We start from the raw sequence: 17,939 nt of genomic DNA on the forward strand, positions 1-17,939 counted from the left end.
GATGGACGCTGTTCGGGTCCTGGTTGCGATTGCCCTGATGCTTGTCGGCCTTCCGGCTTTTGCGCAGGGCTGGGCCACGCGGGATGTCTGCGACGTGCCCGAGGTGGCCGTGTTCGAAAGCGCTTTTGCGCCCGCCACGGAAGATGACATCAAGACCGCAGCCGACCACATGCCCAACGGTGTCGGTCGGCTGTGGCGTATCGAGGCCCCGAACGGGGCGGTGTCCCATCTTTGGGGGACCATGCATGTCACCGACCCGCGCATTCTGGACCTGCCGGACAGGGTTCTTGACCTGATCGACAACGCGCGCGTCGTCGCACTTGAAATCGACCCGATTATGCCCTCGCGTCGCGCCTATGAACGCGACCTGCGCCGTGCGGACTGGTTCCGCAACGGGCGGAGCGACGTGGACCTGTCGGACAGCGCCTTGCCCGCCGATGTCCTTGAATGGATACGCCAGCGCAGTCACGGGCTGGGTTGGGGGCGCAATGCGCCGGACCGGCTCACATTGGGGGCGGTTGCGGAATTGCTTCTGTCCGACCCTTGCGATGATTTCGCCGCCGGGATCCTGCCGGTGCAGGACGGGCGCATCCAGATGCTGGGTATGATCGCCGGGGCCGAAATCCTCGCGCTCGAAGAGGCGATGCGCATCAAGCACCAACTGGACGGCGGAGAAGGCGACTTTGCGATTGATTTCCTGTTGGTCTATGGCAGCTATCTCAACCCTGAAACCAAATGGCAGGATCGGGCGACATCCTTCGCGTTGTATCTTGAGGGGCGTATCGCCGAGATGATGGCGTGGGACCGCGCCTATGTCAGCGACGTGCTGGGCGATGGGGGGCGGGCCATAGACCGGGTGAATGCCTATCTTCTCGACGCCCGCAATCACGCCTTTGTCGATGCCGCCGAAAGCGCGTTGCAACAGGGCGGGGTGTTCATCGCGGTGGGTTGCTTTCATCTTCCGGGGGCGCAGGGCATGGTAGCGCTGCTGCGGGAGCGTGGGTTTACCGTGACGCGCGTCCCTGTGCCGGGTGAGGTGTGAGATGAGCAGTACCAAGGACATCGACGCGCTGATCGAGATCATGGCCAAACTGCCGGGGCTGGGTCCGCGTTCGGCCCGGCGCGCCGTACTGCAAATGATCCGAAAACGCGCGCTGCTGATGCAGCCGCTCGCCGATCAGATGACCCGCGTCGCGGCCACGGCGCGTGAATGCCTGAACTGCGGCAATATTGGCACGGCGGATATCTGCGATATCTGCGCGGCCGAGAAACGCGCCAACGGACAGATTTGCGTCGTGGCCGATGTGGCTGACCTTTGGGCGATGGAGAGGGCAGGGGTTTTCAAGGGGCGCTATCATGTGCTGGGCGGCACGCTTTCGGCGCTTGACGGGATCGGACCGGAAGAGTTGTCGATCCCGCGCCTGATCGACCGGATCGAGGCCGAAGGCGTGACCGAGGTCATCCTCGCGCTCAGCGCCACGATTGATGGCCAGACCACCGCCCATTACATCGCCGACCAGCTTGAGGGCCGGGTGACGTTGACCTCGCTGGCGCAGGGTGTGCCAATCGGCGGGGAATTGGACTACCTCGATGACGGTACGATCAGCGCAGCGCTGAACGCGCGGAAGTCGTTGTAGGTGCTTTTGGGCCAACACGTTGCGCGTGGACCGAGGTTCCCCGAAACAGACCGGTTACGGATGTCGCACAAGGTCTCCATCCAGTCGCGCACCTAAGCCACCGCCGGTTCCAGCGCCCAGTCCGGCAGGGTCCGGCCCAGCGTGACCTCGGCCCCAAGTCTCCCCAGTTCATCGCTGCATTTTGCACCACGGCCACAGCCGCCAACGGCGACCGAGACCCGGTCGGATATGCGCGCGATGCGAGGGATGTTCTCGGCCGTGTAAGTGGTCACACAGGCCGCCTTCGCCCGCGACGTGACCCTTAGACCGGGCATCCGCTCATGGATCACGTCTTCCAGCTTTTCGGCCACCTGTTGCGATCCGCCCGCGCGGAACCAGTCCTGCGTCGCTTGCCGGTCGGGCAGGGCGATATCCTCGGGGTCGCCGCCCAGCTTGAGCCACATCCTGCCATCGGGATAGCGGATCGGCGGCAACAGATACGGGTCCTCGCCCGAGGGCAAAAGATAGATGAGCGGCGGCATGTCCGCGAGCCGCGCGGCCTCGGTCTCGTCCACCTCAAAGAGCGCAACCGTGCGGGCGTAGACGTTGAGCGGCAGAGGCTCGGGCAGGACCATGTTGGAAAACCCACCAGCGGCGACAAGGATCTGATCGCCGTGAACATCCCCTGAGGGCGTGCGGATCGTGACACCCGCGCCGGTCTCGGTCAGCCCGGTCGTGAAGGCATCCACCACCCGCGCGCCATGGGCTTCGGCGGCCTTGGTCTGGGCCGCAACAAGGCGGCGGGGGCTGATGAAACCTGCGTTGGACGGTTCATGAATGGCCAGCGTATCGGCGGGGAAATCGAAAAAGGGAAAACGCTGCGCCAACGCATCCCCCCTCAGATGGGTGCAGTCGATCCCGGCAGCGCTGGCGACGTCCGCGACGCGGGTGATCGGCGCGGACCCATCTGGCCCGGCCATGACCAACCCGCGTTCGGTAAAGAACCCGATGCCCGAGGTTTGCGCAATCTCACCATAACGCGCAATGGAGGCGCGGCTTGCCCGGCTCCAGAAGGGCCACGGATCAAGACCCCGGGTGATCCGGCCTTCGTCATAATGTGATCCGAAGACGCCGTCATGATTGGCTTTGTCTCCCGGCTCGGACGGGCCAAGCAGCACGACATCCTGACCGCTCATCGCCAGATGCCTTGCCGCCGCCGATCCAATCAGTCCGCGGCCAATCACAACAATCGTCATCGCTGTCTCCGGTTTACCCTTTGGGAAAGTGGACCCAAGATCGCCGGGTTTGGCAAGGGGATGATGCCGCGAAAGCAAAAGGCCCGCCGGGGAGGGCGGGCCTCGTCTGAGTTCTTAGAGCTGCGGATCAGGGCTGCTCGTCTTCATCCTCGTCGGTGGAATTCGGCAGGTTGAAGAAGCTGTCGGCATCGAGAATGTCGCTGGTATCCTCTTCGTCATCGTCGTCATTGCTGTCCGACAGCGAAAAGGTTTCCAGACCTTCGATGGCGCTGGGGATCTTCGGCTCGGCCGGCATGTCGAGGCTTTGTTCGGTGGACAGAAGCTTGCGGCGCTCGTCATCCGACATCGCTTCGCCCGCGGCGGCTTTCTTGGCGGCGGCCTTTTGAACGGCGGCGTCCAGCTCGGTCTGTTTGCACAGGCCAAGCGCCACCGGGTCGATCGGCTGCATGTTGGCGATGTTCCAATGGGTGCGTTCGCGGATCGACTGGATCGTCGGCTTGGTGGTGCCCACCAGCTTTGCGATCTGGCTGTCAGCCAGTTCCGGGTGGAATTTCACCAGCCACAGGATCGCGTTGGGCCGGTCCTGACGCTTGGACAGCGGCGTGTAGCGCGGGCCACGGCGTTTGTCCTCGTCGCGGGCGGCGGGGTTGAACTTGAGCTTCAGCTTGACCAGCGGGTCGGCCTCGGCCTTGTCGATATCATCCTGGGTCAGCTGGTTGTTGGCGATGGGGTCGAACCCTTTCACGCCTGTCGCCACGTCGCCATCGGCAATGCCCTGCACTTCCAGCTCGTGCATATCGGTGAAATCGGCAATCTGCTTAAAGGTCAGCGTGGTGTTGTCCACCAGCCAGACGGCGGTTGCCTTGGGGTGTAGCAGTTTGGCCATGGGTCGTCTCCTTGAACATATCTTCCCCGTCGCCTGAAATGGCTTTCCCTGTGGCAGGGACGGTTTCCGTTGTCGGGGAACTTCGGGCGTATATAGTCGCGATGAAGCCATATGGAAAGTGAAAATGCGTGTCTTTGTGATTGCCGTTCTGATGCTGCTGCCCGGTTTTGCGCTGGCCCGGGGGGAAAAGGCGGGTGTGTTTGACTATTTCGTGCTGGCGCTGTCATGGACGCCCAACTGGTGCGAGATCGAGGGCGATGCCAAGGGCTCGGACCAGTGTGACGCGCGCCATGATCACGGCTGGACCCTGCACGGGCTCTGGCCACAATTCCACCGGGGCTGGCCGTCCTTCTGCCCTACGTCCAAGCGTCCGCCGTCGCGGGTGATGACGCGCGACATGGCGGATATCATGGGGACGTCGGGGCTGGCTTGGTATCAGTGGAACAAGCACGGCGCCTGCACGGGCCTGAGCGCGCCTGCCTATTATGAGCTTTCTCGTGAAGCTTATGAAAGCATCACGCGTCCGGAGGTTTTCCGCAAACTGGATCGGGCGGTGAAACTGCCCGCGTCACTGGTGGAGGAAGCCTTTCTCAAGGCAAATCCCGGGTTGGAAAAGGACATGATCACGATCACCTGCCGCGACGGGTTCATTCAGGAAGCGCGCATCTGCCTGTCCAAATCGCTTGACCCCGTGCCCTGTGGGTCGGACGTGATCCGCGATTGCCGCATGAAGGACGCGTTGTTCACCCCGATCCGGTGACCGATAAGCCTCATTCCCGGTGCCCGCCTGACGCAGGGTCAGGAATCCCTGACTGGCGCGTTTTGGCGCAAAGGCGCACTCTGCCTTTATTGACACCGCAACGACATGTTTCTCGGTCATACAGGTTAAATGTGCGACGAAGACCTTTTCAGGGGGCGACAGATGCTACGCTATTTCAGCACCAAAAAAGCGGCAGAGAGACGCGCGCGTCTCGCAGTTGAGCGCAAGCTGATCTCCGCCGATTTCCCCGGTTTTCAGAAACAGGATGGCGATATCGAATGGCACAGCGAAAGCTGGGTCGGGATGTGGGTGGACCGCTCGTTCCACGTGGCCTCGCCCTGTGCCACCATGACGGCGCACCGCGGCATTACAAAGGATGGTCAGATCATCTGGCTGGTGCAGCACCCGATGCGGCCCCGCGGCTTTCATGCGGTCGGGCATGATCCGGTCATGGCGTTCCGGCGTGCCTCTGACGCTTGGGCGCGTTGCGATGAGTTGCGCCAAAGGCGCGATGAGATCAAAGCGCTGACGCGCGATTTGCTTTTGGGCCGGGCGCGGCTGGACATCACAATCGAAGATGCGGCGGCATCGCCGCTCTCAGCCGTCGAGGTCCGGTCTTTCATGGCGCGATTCAGAATGGCCGGCACGCGGCGGATTTCCGGGCGGCTTGCGGCTGTTCTGGCGATGGTCGAACCGCAGGTGGGCTTTGTCATCTGGACAGCCCACGCGCGTCGGCAAGCCCAACGCGAGGCGCGCGATGTCGCGGTCAGTGACAGGATGGAAATGGCATGAATTCCGGTCACGTGACGGGCGTCAGATGACCCCGATTTCCGCCAGCGCTGCGTTAAGCTTTGGCGGCAGCGGGTCTTCGCGCAACTGCCGGTCTGTCAGATCGGCGGGCGCATCCGTGGGTTTGAGGTAGCGCCAACCCTGAAACGGGCGGCGCGGTTGGGCCTGGGTGCGAATGACCTGAGGGTCAAAGACGATTCCGCAACGGGTGATGCCGTCTTCGCCGGTCACTTCGTCCAACCGGATGATCCGCTGCCGGGCCAGAACGACTCCTTTGAACACCCAATATAGCGATCCGCCGTCGAGCAGCTCATCAGCCCGCTTGGGCCACATGCGGGTGACATGACGGGGCAAACCATCGGGGTTCAGCGCGGCGCGCTGCTTTTGCCATTGGATCAGGTCCTCGACCTTTTCGGCCCCCACGCACAGCTTGATCAGGTTGATGGTCACGACGCTCCCTCCCGGTGCGTGGCAACCTAACTCCCATGCGCCGGGATGCAAGTCCCGGCCTGTACTGTTGCTATATCGCATCAGGCATAGGGCGGCTGTATATTTGGGAATTGGAGCCTGCGCGATTCCGAAATAGACCCGAAAGAAAATGAGGGTCCGTTTCATGAAAAACGCAATTCTGGCTGCGATGTTTTTGCCGGCGATGGCGCAGGCGAATGAGCCGTTGATTTCGCTGGACTATTTTACGGCGAGTATTGGTGTGGAAGCCGTAACTACTACTTGGGTTCCCAACTTTTTTGGGCTTCCTAGCAGTGATTCCGCGGAAACGTATGAACACCACTTATTCGATTTGGACGGCGCTTTATTGATTGGGGATCACTTCCGCCTGAGTGGTAACTTCAATTTTGTCCACACGGATCGGGAACGTTTGGCTGTTGGAACAATTCGGCGCGGCTCTTTGGAAGGGGAGGTGCTTTTGCCGCATGGATTCTCTGTGGGTGCTTATGCTGAAAGCCTCTGTTTCTTTGACTGTGGAGAGTCAACGACGCATGTCTATGGTGCTGGACTTTCATTGGGTTATTCAAGCGATCTCGTGAATGTGAAGGGCCGGTTCGGAACATCCAACAGGGACGCGCGTGTCTTGGTTGGTTTTGAGGAAGACGAAGTCTGTGGTGTGGGCTTCAACGATGATTGCTTTTCCGTCCCGGGAGAGCCAATTTTTGAAACGATGGGGGAAACTGGGCGCTCAGCTTCGGTTTCTGCGGTTTTCTCACCAACTCCGCGAACAAATATTGCCGTGTCCGGGCAAATTCATCGCATTGATCTGTACGAGGTTGAACAAAAAACAGAAATTGCCGGGCTTGGTGGGTCTTATTCGTTTGACAATGGTGTAACGGTCAGCGGCGCCTACGAGTTTCACCATGTTTCTTACGACAATCGACCATTCTTGACGACCCAAGAATATGCCTTGGGAGTCGGATATGATTTCAGATCGCGTGGAGCCAACCTGATCGTCAATGCCGAATTCGGTCAGAAGCATTATGACTTCCACGATGTCAGAAATGATCTCGATCCGACAAACATCGTTCGTGTGGGCATCACCATCCCACTGGGCAACAAGCCCAAGACGGGCGCGGTCTCGTTACTCCATGACATCCGCGACCCGGAACTGAACGGATACGGGCGATCTTTTCTTCAGTAGAGGGATGGTGCAAAGAGACGGCTTGCAACCAGCTACTGTCCATCCTGCATGGTGACAAATGCTGGCCGGAACGCTATCTTGTTGCTTCCGGCCTTGCCACCACAGCCCATTGGGGTGGCACGCCTGTCTACGGAGCTGCCCATGACCCGCTTTGCCGCGCCCATTGCTGAACAGATCTGGGATATGAAATACCGCCTGAAAGAGGCGGATGAGACCCCTGTCGACAAGACGGTCGAAGATACCTGGCGGCGCATTGCGCGCGATCTGGCGAGGGTCGAAGCAGACCCGGAGCATTGGGAAACCCGGTTTTACGACGCGCTGGAGGATTTCAAATACCTGCCTGCCGGGCGCATCACGGCGGGCGCGGGCACTGGACGGGCGGTGACGCTGTTCAATTGCTTCGTCATGGGCACGATCCCCGACAGCATGGGCGGTATTTTTGACATGCTGAAAGAGGCCGCGCTGACCATGCAGCAGGGCGGGGGGATCGGCTATGATTTCTCGACCATCCGGCCCAAGGGCGCGTCGGTATCGGGTGTTGCGGCGGATGCGTCCGGACCGCTGTCGTTCATGGATGTCTGGGACGCCATGTGCCGCACGATCATGAGCGCCGGGTCGCGCCGCGGTGCGATGATGGCCACCATGCGCTGCGACCACCCCGATATCGAGGATTTCATCGCCGCCAAAAGCGATCCTGCGCGGCTGCGCATGTTCAACATGTCGGTGCTTGTGACGGACGCTTTCATGGAGGCGGTCAAGTCGGACGGGTCCTGGGAGTTGGAGTTCGACGGCAAGGTTTATCACACGGTCGAGGCACGCGATTTGTGGAACCGCATCATGCGTGCCACCTATGACTATGCTGAGCCGGGCGTGATCTTTATCGATCGGATCAATCAGGCCAACAACCTGAATTATGTAGAGACCATCGCCGCCACCAATCCCTGCGGTGAACAGCCCTTGCCGCCTTATGGGGCGTGCCTTTTGGGATCGGTCAACCTTGCGCGGCTGGTGGAGCAGCCGTTCGAAGAGGCGGCGGCGCTTTCGGAGGAGAAACTGACCGAGCTTGTCACCATGGCGATCCGCATGATGGACAACGTGGTGGATGCCTCGAAATTCCCGCTGGAGGCACAGGCACAAGAGGCGCAGGCCAAGCGGCGCATCGGGCTGGGTGTGACCGGGCTGGCGGATGCGCTTTTGATGGTCGGGCTGCGTTATGGCTCGGACGAGGCCGCGGCGCAAACCGAGGTCTGGCTCAAGGCGATTGCACGGGCCTCCTATCTGGCGTCTGTGGAACTGGCCAAGGAAAAGGGCGCGTTCCCACTGTTTGATGCTGGGAAATACCTCGCCTCGGGCAATATGATGAATATGGACGAGGATGTGCGCGAAGCCGTGCGAGAACATGGTATCCGCAACGCGCTGCTGACCTCCATCGCGCCGACCGGGACGATCAGCCTTTATGCGGGCAATGTGTCCTCCGGGATCGAGCCGGTCTTTGCCTATAGCTACACCCGCAAGGTGCTGCAAAAGGATGGCACCCGCACCGAGGAAGAGGTGGTGGATTACGCCGTGCAGATGTGGCGTGACAAGTTCGGCGATGCGCCGCTGCCCGATTATTTCGTGAATGCCCAGACGCTCGATCCCGCAGACCACGTAAAGATGCAGGCCGCGGCGCAGAAATGGGTGGATTCGTCGATTTCCAAGACCATCAACTGCCCCGAGGATATCTCCTTTGACGCGTTCAAGGACGTCTACATGCAGGCCTATGAGACGGGCTGCAAAGGCTGCACCACCTACCGGCCCAATGATGTGACGGGATCGGTGCTGAGCGTCAGCGAGGCCGAGGACAAGGTGCCGGGCGAAAAGGATGCGGCCCCGGTGGAGGGCGGTGAAGTCGTCTATATGTCCGAACCGCTGGACCGTCCGCAGGAGCTGGAAGGTGCGACCTACAAGCTGAAATGGCCTGACAGCGAGCATGCGATTTACCTGACCATCAATGACATCGTGATCAACGGTCGCCGCCGACCCTTTGAGGTGTTCATCAACTCAAAGAACATGGAGCATTACGCCTGGACATTGGCGCTGACCCGTATGATCTCGGCGGTGTTCCGGCGCGGGGGTGATGTGTCTTTCGTGGTGGAGGAGCTCAAAGCGGTGTTCGACCCGCGCGGCGGCGCCTGGGTGCAGGGGAAATATATCCCGTCGATCCTTGCCGCGATTGGTGGCGTGATCGAAAAGCACATGGTGGCGATCGGCTTCCTCGAAGGCGAGGGCAAAGGGCTGAAAAGCGATCCGACGGCGCAGGTCGTGGGGCTGGACGCGCCGCGTGGCAAGGCCTGTTCAAGCTGCGGGCAATATGAGATGCGCATGGTCGAAGGCTGCATGACCTGCATGTCCTGTGGCTACAGCAAGTGCGGATAGGCGGCCTCAGGCGTCGAAACACAGCATCATGAGCAGGTCGTCGCGCGCCTGACCGTCCAGCAGGACCGATCTGGGCCGCAAACCGAACCGGGTGAACCCGGCGATCTCATAAAGACGCCGCGCGCCGTGGTTGTCGACGTCAACACAAAGTTCGACCTGCAAGAGACCGTCGACTCTGGCGGCGTCCAGCATGGCGGTGAGCAGCGCACTGCCAACACCTCGCCCCTGTAAGTCGGGATGCACGTAAAGCGGGCCAATATCACCGGTATGGCGCAGCCGCTCAGGCCCGCCCCGACGCAAAACGCCCAAGGCAATCATCTCTGTGCGCTCGAATGCGCCCCAATGGCCGCCCTGATCCATAGCCTTGGCAATGGCGTCAACAGGGGTGGCAAGCGCCTCGGCCTCGGTCAGAAGGAATGCTGACGGAAAACGCCCGAGCCCATCCAGCCACAGCGCATGGAACGCCGGGGCATCTGCCGCGCTCAGCCTGCGGAGGATCATTCCGGGTGGTGCGGGGCTTTGCGTGACGGCGCGGCATAGGGGCGGGTCACATCGCGCAGCGTGAGTTCCAGCGCCTCGACCGAGAGCCGCAGCGCGCCATCCCCGGCAAGTGTCAGAACCACATGCCCCGATGCATCTTGGCCCGGCTCAAAGCTGATCGCCAACAAGGACAGGATCACATCGTTATCGTTGCGGTCCACGCCTTGGCTGGCCACGCCCAACACATGTTCCACCACCAGTACAGACTGCACCCGTTCCGGTGTGCGCCCACGACGTTCCGCAGCGGGCAGGTCCTCCCAGCGGAAGCGGTTGAGCAGGATGGCAAACCGGCGGGCCTTGGGCTGCCATGTCATTTCGGTGATCGGAAACACTGCATCCTGGGCCAGCGCGGACAGGATTTTCAGGTCCTCGTCGTCCATCGCCCCAAGGTTCAGCGGCGCTTCGCGGCCGTCTTCGAATTTGGCATCCTGGGTCATTCGTCCTTGATCCGTTCGATTTTTGCGCCCACACCTTCGAGCTTTCGCACCACATGTTCATAGCCACGGTCAAGGTGATAGACACGGCTGACCCTGGTCTCACCCTCGGCGGCAAGCCCGGCAAGGATCAGCGATACCGACGCGCGCAGGTCGGTGGCCATCACCGGCGCGCCCTTGAGCCGCTCAACACCGGTCACGGTCGCCGTACCGCCATGCACCTCGATCTGCGCGCCCATGCGGGTCAGCTCGGGTGCATGCATGAAGCGGTTTTCAAAAATGGTTTCTTCCAAAACCGAGGTTCCCTCGGCGGTGCACATCAGCGCCATCATCTGTGCCTGAAGATCGGTGGGAAAACCGGGGAAGACCTCGGTCGTCACGTTGACCGCTTTGACCCGGCCATTCCTGCGCGCCACCTTGAGGCCCTTGTCGGTCTCGGTGACGGAAATCCCGGCCTCGTCCAGCTTGGCGGCAAAGCTTTCCACCAGTTCCATCTTGCCGCCAAGGCATTCGACCTCGCCGCCTGCAATCGCCGGAGCAATCATATAGGTGCCAAGCTCGATCCGGTCTGTGACCACCGGGTGGGTCGCGCCGTGCAGGCGGTCGACACCCTGAATGGTGATGGTGGAGGTGCCTTCGCCATCAATCTGCGCGCCCATCGCCCGCAGGCAGCGCACCAGATCCACGATCTCCGGCTCGCGGGCGGCGTTCTTCAGCACCGTGGTGCCCTTGGCCAGCGTGGCGGCCATCACGGTGTTTTCCGTCGCGCCAACGGAGGCAAAGCGCAGCTCATGCGTCGCGCCCTTGAGCCCGCGGGGGGCCTTGGCATGCAGGTAGCCGTCTTTGAGCTCGATCTCGGCCCCCAGAGCCTCAAGCGCCTCGATATGCAGGTCCATGGGGCGCGCGCCAATGGCGCAGCCGCCGGGCAGCGACACGATCGCCTGACCCAGTCGCGCCAGCATCGGGCCAAGCACGAGGTTCGAGGCGCGCATCTTGCGCACGATGTCGTAATGCGCGGTGTGGTTGTTCAGATCATGGCTCGACATGGCAAGTACCTGCCCGTCCTGCAGCGCCGATACCTCGGCTCCCAGCGATTGTAGCAGGGCCGACATGGTCTTGATGTCCGAGAGGCGCGGCGCGTTGGTCAGCGTCAGCGGTTCCTCGCTGAGAAGTGTCGCGGGCATCAGGGTAAGACAGGCATTCTTTGCGCCCGCAATCGGGATCTGCCCGTTCAGCGGGCCATTGCCCGTCACGATGATCGAATCCATGCCTGTCAGTCCTCTGTACCGTTCTGCTCGTTCTTGTCGTTTGGTTGCGCCGCGCGCGCCCGGCTTTGCGCCTTGCGACGGCCCAGATTCGCCTTGAGCGCGGCCTTTAGCCGTGCCTCACGATCGTTTGCGCTCCCCTTGGAGCTGGATGATTTGGGCTTGTCGCGCTCTGTCATAGCCCTCTCGTATCCTATGGCGAAAAAAGGGTCCAGATTGCGCTTGCACTGCTTTTCATTTGCGTCTAATCACCCGCCACACCGCAGCAAGACGCTGCGACCCCGGCGCTGCTGTAGCTCAGAGGTAGAGCACTCCCTTGGTAAGGGAGAGGTCGAGAGTTCAATTCTCTCCAGCAGCACCATCTCGCTTTTCTGCCCCGAAATTCCCTCTAATTATATGAAAGAGAATGATAATTCGGGAGTTCCATACACATCGTTTTGGCCATATTTCAGAGGCTCAGAAAAGACCAATCTGAGCACCGTTTGGCGCATAGAAAAGCGCTCCACTTTTATATAAATTCCAAGGGCTTGGCTGAAATTTCAAGGCGAGTTCATTACAATCCTGCAGCCGTGCCGTCGGCAGCACGGTTTTTTTCGACTCGCTTAATTGGGACGAGTTTCTGCCTTTCCAGCTTCTCGATACGTGCTTCATAAGCTCTGACGACCGATGCGCTGGTCGCATCGACCACGCGATCCAGAAGGTTCTTAATTTGCTGTTCAGCCGCCTTGAGCTGCTTCTGCAACTCGTCTTTTTCATTGTGGGTGATGGCAAAGCGCATGTCCCAGGCATCCCGCAGCATTGCTTCGCCAGATCGAAAAGACCGCGTGCAGGCTGCCGCACTCACCGGTTTTGTGCCGGTCGCGCACGACAGCGGAACCCTTCGCGGAAAACGGTCCATCGCGGGGGGGGCGCCGTGCCCTGAGGTACGTGGTGTTCCAGGCATCGCTGGTTGCGGAACATCGCAACCCAAGCCTCAGATTCTTCGCAGATCGACTCCGCAGGGCCGGAAAACCGCACAAGGTCATCATCACCGCCGCCGCCAGAAAACTGGTCACCATCGCCAACGCGCTGTGCAAGAGCCGCCAGAAATGGACCGCCACGGCGCCCTGACAGATACAGTTGCTAAAGACGGTTTGGCGGGCAAGAGAAAGAATTTGGTGAAAGCGTCGAGCTTTCCAGGTCACGGCAGCTGATACGCACCGGCATTTCTGAAGTCGTCAACCGCAAAATCGATCAGCGCGCGCACCTTTCGGGGAAGCGTTCGGCCCTCCAGGTAGACGGCAGCGATATCACCGCGTTCTCCGGAGAAATCGTCAAGAAGCCTAACCAAATCGCCGCTAACAAGTGCACCGCACAAGGCCAAGCTCGGAACATAGGCGATCCCAAGACCGCGGCGTGCCAGATCGACCGCGGCACTTGCTGAATTGACGTGAAATCGACCCTCGATCTGAGCCACGACCTGAGTGCCGTTTTGTTCGAAGGCCCACCGCTTGGGGTTTCTGCGGTTGGTATCGACGATGCAGCGGTGTTCTGAGAGGTCGTTTGGCGTTTCCGGGCGGCCGACCCGCGCGAGGTAGTCCGGGCTGGCGACGGGGAGGCTCTCGAACGTGCCAAGTCGTCGGACCTTGAGGGAGGCCATGTCGAAGCGTCCAATTCGAAATGCCACGTCAATCCCCTCTGCAGCAAGGTCGCTGAAGGCATCGCTCAGCCTGAGGTCGATGGTGATCCCTGGGTGAAGTTCGGAGAACCGGGCCAGCATTCCCGCAATGTAGACCTCGCCGAAGGTGATCGGAGCGGAAATCCTCAGAACGCCCGACAACCCCTTCGAGGAGTCCGAGACATCGGCCAGCAAATCGTCGAGATCGTCCAGCAGGGCAGGGGCACGGGAAAGAAGATCGGACCCGGCCGGGGTCAGGCCAACCTTGCGGGTTGTGCGCTGAAAGAGCCGCACACCGAGGCGTTGCTCGAGTTCGGCCACGTATTTCGAGGTCAAACGGTTCGACATGCCCAGCTGCGCCGCCGCCCCGGTGAAGGAGCCGGACTGCGCCGTGGCGACGAAGGCGCGGAGCTGATCGAAAAGGTCCATGTGTATATTGCGAAAAAATTGTGGAATGTCATTCTCTATAGTCGCCATTTTGGGAGCTATCTGCAAGGCGTATGTTCCCTCACAGACAGGCTGTCCCCCGGACGGCTTTCAACAAAAGGACTTAGAACATGACCACGCACACAAACTCCGACTATGCCGCCTTCGCACTTCGAGTCGCGAGCGGTTCGCTCTTTCTCGCCCATGGCTGGCTGAAGATCAGCGTCTTCACCGTCGCCGGAACCGTCGGCTTTTTCGAGAGTCTCGGCCTACCGGGGCTTCTGGCCTATTTCACGATCGCTGCCGAAATCGTCGGCGGGATCGCCCTGATCCTCGGCATCAGCACGCGCCTTGTCTCACTGGCGCTGATCCCGGTGCTTTTGGGGGCAACCTGGGTCCATTCCGGGAATGGCTGGCTTTTTTCGGCCGAGGGCGGCGGCTGGGAATTCCCGATCTTCTGGGCTGTCGTGCAGGGTGCGATTGCCACGCACGGCAGCGGTGCCTTCGCACTGAAAGTCCCAGCGCTGCAGAGGGCACTGGGCCAGTTCGCCTGATCTTCCCATCAATCCCGGGCGGCCTTTGGGCCGCTCCGACACAATCGAAAGCGGCCCATCATGCGTATTCACAGCCTACAAGACCTCAAGGATCGATTTGTGCCCTCCGACCGGATGCCGATCGTTTTTCTCGGGCATGGCAGTCCGATGCATGCGATCGAAGACGGGCCGTTCAGCCGATCCTGGGCGCTGCTTGGCCAGAGCCTGCCACGACCCAAGGCGATCCTCGTTGTCTCGGCGCATTGGATGACCAATGGAACGACCCTTGTGGATGTCTCTGCCATGCCACGCACGATCCATGATTTCTACGGTTTCCCCGAGGCGCTCTATCAACAGCGCTACCCGGCCCCCGGCCAGCCCGATCTGGCCCGCGAGGTCGTGTCGCTGCTCGGCAGCCACCGCGCCGCCGGGGATGAGACCTGGGGTCTTGACCACGGTGCCTGGGCCGTCCTGAAGTTTCTCTATCCCGATGCGGATGTGCCGGTTTTTCAGGTCTCGGTCGACATGGGACGGGGATTGGAACATCAACTGGAGATCGGCCGCGCCTTGTCGGACCTGCGGGACCGGGGCATCCTGATCTTCGGCTCGGGCAATGTCGTCCACAACCTGCGCGCCATGCGCCGGGGCGGCACGCCACAGGATTTCGCCCAGGAATTCGATGCGCTTTTTGCCGACCGTCTCACGGACCGGGATTTTCACGCGCTGGCGGATGCGGAAGGGCTGGGCGCCCTCTTTACCGCAGCACATCCAACCGTGGATCACTACCTGCCAGCGCTGACCATCGCCGGTGCGTCGGACACCCGCGATGACCTGACCTTCATGACCGATGCGATCGATCTTGGATCGGTGTCGATGCGGTCCTTCATCTTTCACGCGAATTGAGGAGACCGGCACATGCTTGTCGACGGAAAATGGATGGAAAACTGGCAGCCGGTGCAAAAGGCCGATAAGGACGGGCGTTTTGTTCGCCAGACGTCCAGCTTTCGCAACTGGATCACGTCGGACGGTGCGCCCGGCCCAACCGGCGAGGGCGGGTTCAAGGCCGAACCCGGCCGCTACCGGCTTTATGTTGCGCTGATCTGTCCCTGGGCGTCGCGTGCGCTGATCGCCCGAAAGCTCAAGGGGCTCGATGACATGATTCCGGTGACCGTTGTAAACCCGACGTTGACCGACCAGGGGTGGAGTTTCGGCGACTTTCCCGGCGCTGACGAGGATCCGCTGTTCGGGTCACGCTATATGCACGAGATCTACACTCGGGCCGATCCGAAGTTCACCGGGCGCGCAACGGTTCCGGTGCTCTGGGACACCAAACGGAATGTGATGGTGAACAATGAAAGCGCCGATATCCTGCGCATGTTCGATACCGCCTTCGAACATCTCGTGCCCTCCGATCTGCGGCTCTATCCTGCGCATCTGGCAGCCGAGATCGACGCTCTGAACCCGCGCCTCTACGACTTGCTCAATAACGGCGTCTACAAGGCCGGGTTCGCATCCTCACAGCCTGCCTATGAAGAGGCGCTGGAAGGCGTGTTCACCATGCTGGGCGAGCTTGAGGACCGGCTGACCGGCGACTACCTGTTCGGGGACAGCGTGACGGAAACGGACATCCGCGCATTTGTCACACTGATCCGGTTCGACGCCGCCTATCATGGGCTGTTCAAGACCAACCGGCGGCAGGTCAAGGATTACCCCCGGCTCACCGACTACGTCACGCGGATGCTCAACCTGCCCGGCGTGCGGGAAACGGTGAACATGGATCACATCCTGCATGGCTACTATTCGATCAAGGCGCTCAACCCCAATGGGATCGTGCCGAAGGCACCCGATCATATCGCGGAACTGCTGAGCCTTTGAGGACATCGCCTGAATAATGCGACGGGCGAGGATTTCTCCTCGCCCGTCGCTATTCACTTTGGATGTGGCTCACGCCTAACCGACGGTGCTGCCCAGCCAAAGCGTGATCGCGGGGAAGGCCACCAGCAATGCAAGGCGCACCACATCGACCGCGATAAAGGGTACGAGGCCCTTGAAGATCCGAACCACCGGAACATCGGGCAGAACGGCCTTGAGAACGAAGACGTTCATTCCGACAGGCGGCGTGACCAGAGCAATCTCGGTCACCACGATCACGATGATCCCGAACCAGACCAGATCGAACCCTTGTGCCACGACAATGGGCGCGAAGAGTGGCACGAAGATCAGGATGATCGCCATGGAATCCATGACGCAGCCCAATACCATGAACACGAGCATGATCGCGAAGATCAGAGCGTAGCCTTCGAGGCCAGTGGATTGCACCAGCGCGAGGACACCGGCTGCCAGACCGGACAGGGTCAGCAGCTTGGACAGCATCAGAGCGCCGAACAGGACCGTGTAGAGCGAGACTGACGTATAGGCCGTGTCGATTATGACGGTTCGAAGCACTTTCCAGGTCAGGCGGCCATGGAACGTCGCAATCAGGATCGCGAGGCCGGCGCCCATGCCGGCCGCCTCGGTCGGAGTGAAGAGCTTGGCATAGAGACCGCCGATGATGAGGCCGAACAACAGAACGAAAGGCCAGATGCCGGAGAGCGCTTTCAGCTTTTCGGGCCAAGGCGTCTTTTCGCCTTGCGGGGCATGGCTCGGATTGCGGGCTGCAACGACTCGGATCGCGACCATATAAAGCGCGAGGCCCAGCAGGCCGGGGATCACACCCGCGATGAACAGATCGCCAATATTGGTCTGGGTCAGGATGCCGTAGACCACCATGATGATCGAGGGCGGGATCAGGATGCCCAGCGTGCCGCCAGCGGCAATGGTACCGGATGCGAGCTCATCCGAGTAGTTGTACTTCTTCATGCTCGGATAGGCGACCTTCGCCATGGTGGCTGCGGTGGCGTAGCTAGAGCCGCAGACGGCGGAGAACCCGGAACAGGCGACCATGGTCGACAGGGCCAAACCGCCACGCACGTTGCCTACAAACGCATAGGCGGCACGGAACAGATCGTGGGCGATACCTGTCTTGGAAATCACGTTTCCCATCAGGATGAACATCGGCACGACGGCCAGGTCGTAGGACAGGACCGCATCGGAAATCGTCAGCGGCAGGAGTTGCAGCGCGATGTTCCAGTTGATGGCAAATCCGATCCCGGCCACAGAGACGGCGAGCAGCGAAAACGCGAGGGGAACCCGCAGAAAGGCCAGCAGAATGGCCACTAGCATTGCAATGGAGCCGACGATCATAGCGCTTCCTCCTCGTGGGTGTCTTCGGGATCGACCATCGGGCCGGTGAAGGTGATGGCCAAGGCGGCCAGCGCCGAGAGGGCGCAGCTTGCTGCCATGTAGAAATAGAGCGGGCCGCGTGGGACACGGAGAGCCTGGCTGACTTCCGAGATGCGCGACGCGTTCAGTCCGTGCTTGATGAAGAACCAGGCGATAAGAGCCAGCACGGCGGTCACCAGAACGCTGATCAGGACGCGCCACCACGCCATCCAGGGCTTGTTCACAAGCTTGTCGAGCAAGTCGATAGTCAGATGTGCACCGGCTGCGGTCACCAGAGGAAGGCCGGCAAAGACGACCAGAGCCATCAGATGTTCGGTGACGTCATTGGCTCCATAGATCGGTTTGCCGACAATGCGGCGCCCGATCACGTCTGCGAAGGTCAGTGCGACCATTGCCAGAAGGAACAGTGCCATGACTGTTTCAACT

The 17,939-nt window shown here is 60.8% G+C and carries 21 protein-coding genes and 1 tRNA gene; 11 read left to right on the forward strand and 11 right to left on the reverse strand.

Going from position 1 to position 17,939, the window contains the following annotated elements:
• Position 1 precedes the first annotated feature (1 nt).
• The gene (locus tag PGB28_RS14420; RefSeq protein WP_271422223.1) at positions 2 to 1,042 is read left to right on the forward strand and encodes a TraB/GumN family protein; all 1,041 of its coding nucleotides are present in this window, start codon (positions 2 to 4) and stop codon (positions 1,040 to 1,042) included.
• Position 1,043: 1 nt separating this feature from the next.
• Complete coding sequence (gene recR, locus PGB28_RS14425) at positions 1,044 to 1,637, forward strand: recombination mediator RecR (protein WP_271422224.1); 594 nt, start codon at positions 1,044 to 1,046, stop codon at positions 1,635 to 1,637.
• A 92-nt stretch (positions 1,638 to 1,729) separates the two neighbouring features.
• Here the strand turns inward: recR and PGB28_RS14430 are convergent, their stop codons facing one another.
• A complete protein-coding gene (locus tag PGB28_RS14430; protein ID WP_271422225.1) occupies positions 1,730 to 2,872 on the reverse strand; it encodes an NAD(P)/FAD-dependent oxidoreductase in 1,143 nt (380 codons plus the stop codon).
• A 127-nt stretch (positions 2,873 to 2,999) separates the two neighbouring features.
• Positions 3,000 to 3,758 (reverse strand): DUF1013 domain-containing protein, encoded by a 759-nt coding sequence (locus PGB28_RS14435; protein ID WP_271422226.1) that lies wholly within the window; start codon positions 3,756 to 3,758, stop codon positions 3,000 to 3,002.
• 124 nt (positions 3,759 to 3,882) lie between these two features.
• Between PGB28_RS14435 and PGB28_RS14440 the strand changes: the two genes are divergently transcribed.
• Together PGB28_RS14440 and PGB28_RS14445 are read left to right on the forward strand one after the other, a co-directional pair.
• Positions 3,883 to 4,518, forward strand: a complete 636-nt coding sequence (locus PGB28_RS14440) for a ribonuclease T2 (protein WP_271422227.1) — start codon at positions 3,883 to 3,885, stop codon at positions 4,516 to 4,518.
• A gap of 162 nt (positions 4,519 to 4,680) precedes the next feature.
• Positions 4,681 to 5,310, forward strand: coding sequence for a hypothetical protein (locus tag PGB28_RS14445; protein ID WP_271422228.1), 630 nt, complete (start codon positions 4,681 to 4,683; stop codon positions 5,308 to 5,310).
• A gap of 21 nt (positions 5,311 to 5,331) precedes the next feature.
• On the opposite strand, the gene PGB28_RS14450 is transcribed toward PGB28_RS14445, so the two are convergent.
• A complete protein-coding gene (locus tag PGB28_RS14450) occupies positions 5,332 to 5,757 on the reverse strand; it encodes a DUF1489 family protein (protein ID WP_271422229.1) in 426 nt (141 codons plus the stop codon).
• A gap of 163 nt (positions 5,758 to 5,920) precedes the next feature.
• Between PGB28_RS14450 and PGB28_RS14455 the strand changes: the two genes are divergently transcribed.
• Complete coding sequence (locus tag PGB28_RS14455; protein WP_271422230.1) at positions 5,921 to 6,958, forward strand: hypothetical protein; 1,038 nt, start codon at positions 5,921 to 5,923, stop codon at positions 6,956 to 6,958.
• Positions 6,959 to 7,099: 141 nt separating this feature from the next.
• Positions 7,100 to 9,376, forward strand: coding sequence for an adenosylcobalamin-dependent ribonucleoside-diphosphate reductase (locus PGB28_RS14460; protein ID WP_271422231.1), 2,277 nt, complete (start codon positions 7,100 to 7,102; stop codon positions 9,374 to 9,376).
• A 6-nt stretch (positions 9,377 to 9,382) separates the two neighbouring features.
• On the opposite strand, the gene PGB28_RS14465 is transcribed toward PGB28_RS14460, so the two are convergent.
• The 4 genes from PGB28_RS14465 to PGB28_RS14480 are packed head-to-tail and all read right to left on the reverse strand — an operon-like array spanning position 9,383 to position 11,794.
• The gene (locus PGB28_RS14465; protein WP_271422232.1) at positions 9,383 to 9,877 is read right to left on the reverse strand and encodes a GNAT family N-acetyltransferase; all 495 of its coding nucleotides are present in this window, start codon (positions 9,875 to 9,877) and stop codon (positions 9,383 to 9,385) included.
• Positions 9,874 to 10,353: a DUF2948 family protein gene (locus PGB28_RS14470; protein WP_271422233.1), complete on the reverse strand. Its 480-nt coding sequence runs from the start codon at positions 10,351 to 10,353 to the stop codon at positions 9,874 to 9,876. The genes PGB28_RS14465 and PGB28_RS14470 overlap by 4 nt, the downstream gene beginning before the upstream one ends.
• Positions 10,350 to 11,618, reverse strand: coding sequence for a UDP-N-acetylglucosamine 1-carboxyvinyltransferase (gene murA / locus PGB28_RS14475; RefSeq protein WP_271422234.1), 1,269 nt, complete (start codon positions 11,616 to 11,618; stop codon positions 10,350 to 10,352). The genes PGB28_RS14470 and murA overlap by 4 nt, the downstream gene beginning before the upstream one ends.
• 5 nt (positions 11,619 to 11,623) lie before the next feature.
• Positions 11,624 to 11,794, reverse strand: coding sequence for a hypothetical protein (locus PGB28_RS14480; protein WP_271422235.1), 171 nt, complete (start codon positions 11,792 to 11,794; stop codon positions 11,624 to 11,626).
• A 107-nt stretch (positions 11,795 to 11,901) separates the two neighbouring features.
• Here PGB28_RS14480 and PGB28_RS14485 point away from each other — a divergent pair.
• Positions 11,902 to 11,976: transfer RNA gene (locus tag PGB28_RS14485), tRNA-Thr, on the forward strand.
• A 192-nt stretch (positions 11,977 to 12,168) separates the two neighbouring features.
• On the opposite strand, the gene PGB28_RS14490 is transcribed toward PGB28_RS14485, so the two are convergent.
• Positions 12,169 to 12,513, reverse strand: coding sequence for a hypothetical protein (locus tag PGB28_RS14490; RefSeq protein ID WP_271422236.1), 345 nt, complete (start codon positions 12,511 to 12,513; stop codon positions 12,169 to 12,171).
• A 32-nt stretch (positions 12,514 to 12,545) separates the two neighbouring features.
• Between PGB28_RS14490 and PGB28_RS14495 the strand changes: the two genes are divergently transcribed.
• Positions 12,546 to 12,725, forward strand: a complete 180-nt coding sequence (locus PGB28_RS14495) for a hypothetical protein (protein ID WP_271422237.1) — start codon at positions 12,546 to 12,548, stop codon at positions 12,723 to 12,725.
• A gap of 70 nt (positions 12,726 to 12,795) precedes the next feature.
• On the opposite strand, the gene PGB28_RS14500 is transcribed toward PGB28_RS14495, so the two are convergent.
• The gene (locus tag PGB28_RS14500) at positions 12,796 to 13,701 is read right to left on the reverse strand and encodes a LysR family transcriptional regulator (protein ID WP_271422238.1); all 906 of its coding nucleotides are present in this window, start codon (positions 13,699 to 13,701) and stop codon (positions 12,796 to 12,798) included.
• Positions 13,702 to 13,829: 128 nt separating this feature from the next.
• On the opposite strand from PGB28_RS14500, the gene PGB28_RS14505 reads away from it, so the two are divergent.
• From PGB28_RS14505 to PGB28_RS14515, 3 genes are read left to right on the forward strand one after another with little or no spacing between them, the layout of a single operon-like run.
• Complete coding sequence (locus PGB28_RS14505; RefSeq protein ID WP_271422239.1) at positions 13,830 to 14,252, forward strand: DoxX family protein; 423 nt, start codon at positions 13,830 to 13,832, stop codon at positions 14,250 to 14,252.
• 60 nt (positions 14,253 to 14,312) lie between these two features.
• Positions 14,313 to 15,134, forward strand: a complete 822-nt coding sequence (gene ygiD, locus PGB28_RS14510) for a 4,5-DOPA-extradiol-dioxygenase (RefSeq protein ID WP_408636262.1) — start codon at positions 14,313 to 14,315, stop codon at positions 15,132 to 15,134.
• Positions 15,135 to 15,146: 12 nt separating this feature from the next.
• Positions 15,147 to 16,106, forward strand: a complete 960-nt coding sequence (locus tag PGB28_RS14515; protein ID WP_271422240.1) for a glutathione S-transferase family protein — start codon at positions 15,147 to 15,149, stop codon at positions 16,104 to 16,106.
• Positions 16,107 to 16,181: 75 nt separating this feature from the next.
• Here the strand turns inward: PGB28_RS14515 and PGB28_RS14520 are convergent, their stop codons facing one another.
• Together PGB28_RS14520 and PGB28_RS14525 are read right to left on the reverse strand one after the other, a co-directional pair.
• On the reverse strand, positions 16,182 to 17,474 hold the full coding sequence (locus tag PGB28_RS14520; protein WP_271422241.1) for a TRAP transporter large permease: 1,293 nt from the start codon (positions 17,472 to 17,474) through the stop codon (positions 16,182 to 16,184).
• Complete coding sequence (locus PGB28_RS14525; protein WP_271422242.1) at positions 17,471 to 17,926, reverse strand: TRAP transporter small permease; 456 nt, start codon at positions 17,924 to 17,926, stop codon at positions 17,471 to 17,473. Before PGB28_RS14525 ends, PGB28_RS14520 begins: the two co-directional genes overlap by 4 nt.
• Positions 17,927 to 17,939 lie beyond the last annotated feature (13 nt).

This window comes from Primorskyibacter aestuariivivens (genome assembly GCF_028023675.1).
Taxonomy (GTDB): Bacteria; Pseudomonadota; Alphaproteobacteria; order Rhodobacterales; family Rhodobacteraceae; genus Marinovum; species Marinovum aestuariivivens.

What these genes read in the sequence shown, in the direction of transcription:
- PGB28_RS14420 (WP_271422223.1), top strand. Translation starts at nt 2, where the DNA reads ATGGACGCTGTTCGGGTCCTGGTTGCGATTGCCCTGATGCTTGTCGGC.
- recR (WP_271422224.1), top strand. Translation starts at nt 1,044, where the DNA reads ATGAGCAGTACCAAGGACATCGACGCGCTGATCGAGATCATGGCCAAA.
- PGB28_RS14430 (WP_271422225.1), bottom strand. Translation starts at nt 2,872, where the DNA reads ATGACGATTGTTGTGATTGGCCGCGGACTGATTGGATCGGCGGCGGCA.
- PGB28_RS14435 (WP_271422226.1), bottom strand. Translation starts at nt 3,758, where the DNA reads ATGGCCAAACTGCTACACCCCAAGGCAACCGCCGTCTGGCTGGTGGAC.
- PGB28_RS14440 (WP_271422227.1), top strand. Translation starts at nt 3,883, where the DNA reads ATGCGTGTCTTTGTGATTGCCGTTCTGATGCTGCTGCCCGGTTTTGCG.
- PGB28_RS14445 (WP_271422228.1), top strand. Translation starts at nt 4,681, where the DNA reads ATGCTACGCTATTTCAGCACCAAAAAAGCGGCAGAGAGACGCGCGCGT.
- PGB28_RS14455 (WP_271422230.1), top strand. Translation starts at nt 5,921, where the DNA reads ATGAAAAACGCAATTCTGGCTGCGATGTTTTTGCCGGCGATGGCGCAG.
- PGB28_RS14460 (WP_271422231.1), top strand. Translation starts at nt 7,100, where the DNA reads ATGACCCGCTTTGCCGCGCCCATTGCTGAACAGATCTGGGATATGAAA.
- PGB28_RS14465 (WP_271422232.1), bottom strand. Translation starts at nt 9,877, where the DNA reads ATGATCCTCCGCAGGCTGAGCGCGGCAGATGCCCCGGCGTTCCATGCG.
- PGB28_RS14470 (WP_271422233.1), bottom strand. Translation starts at nt 10,353, where the DNA reads ATGACCCAGGATGCCAAATTCGAAGACGGCCGCGAAGCGCCGCTGAAC.
- murA (WP_271422234.1), bottom strand. Translation starts at nt 11,618, where the DNA reads ATGGATTCGATCATCGTGACGGGCAATGGCCCGCTGAACGGGCAGATC.
- PGB28_RS14480 (WP_271422235.1), bottom strand. Translation starts at nt 11,794, where the DNA reads ATGACAGAGCGCGACAAGCCCAAATCATCCAGCTCCAAGGGGAGCGCA.
- PGB28_RS14490 (WP_271422236.1), bottom strand. Translation starts at nt 12,513, where the DNA reads ATGGACCGTTTTCCGCGAAGGGTTCCGCTGTCGTGCGCGACCGGCACA.
- PGB28_RS14500 (WP_271422238.1), bottom strand. Translation starts at nt 13,701, where the DNA reads ATGGACCTTTTCGATCAGCTCCGCGCCTTCGTCGCCACGGCGCAGTCC.
- PGB28_RS14505 (WP_271422239.1), top strand. Translation starts at nt 13,830, where the DNA reads ATGACCACGCACACAAACTCCGACTATGCCGCCTTCGCACTTCGAGTC.
- ygiD (WP_408636262.1), top strand. Translation starts at nt 14,313, where the DNA reads ATGCGTATTCACAGCCTACAAGACCTCAAGGATCGATTTGTGCCCTCC.
- PGB28_RS14515 (WP_271422240.1), top strand. Translation starts at nt 15,147, where the DNA reads ATGCTTGTCGACGGAAAATGGATGGAAAACTGGCAGCCGGTGCAAAAG.
- PGB28_RS14520 (WP_271422241.1), bottom strand. Translation starts at nt 17,474, where the DNA reads ATGATCGTCGGCTCCATTGCAATGCTAGTGGCCATTCTGCTGGCCTTT.
- PGB28_RS14525 (WP_271422242.1), bottom strand. Translation starts at nt 17,926, where the DNA reads ATGGCACTGTTCCTTCTGGCAATGGTCGCACTGACCTTCGCAGACGTG.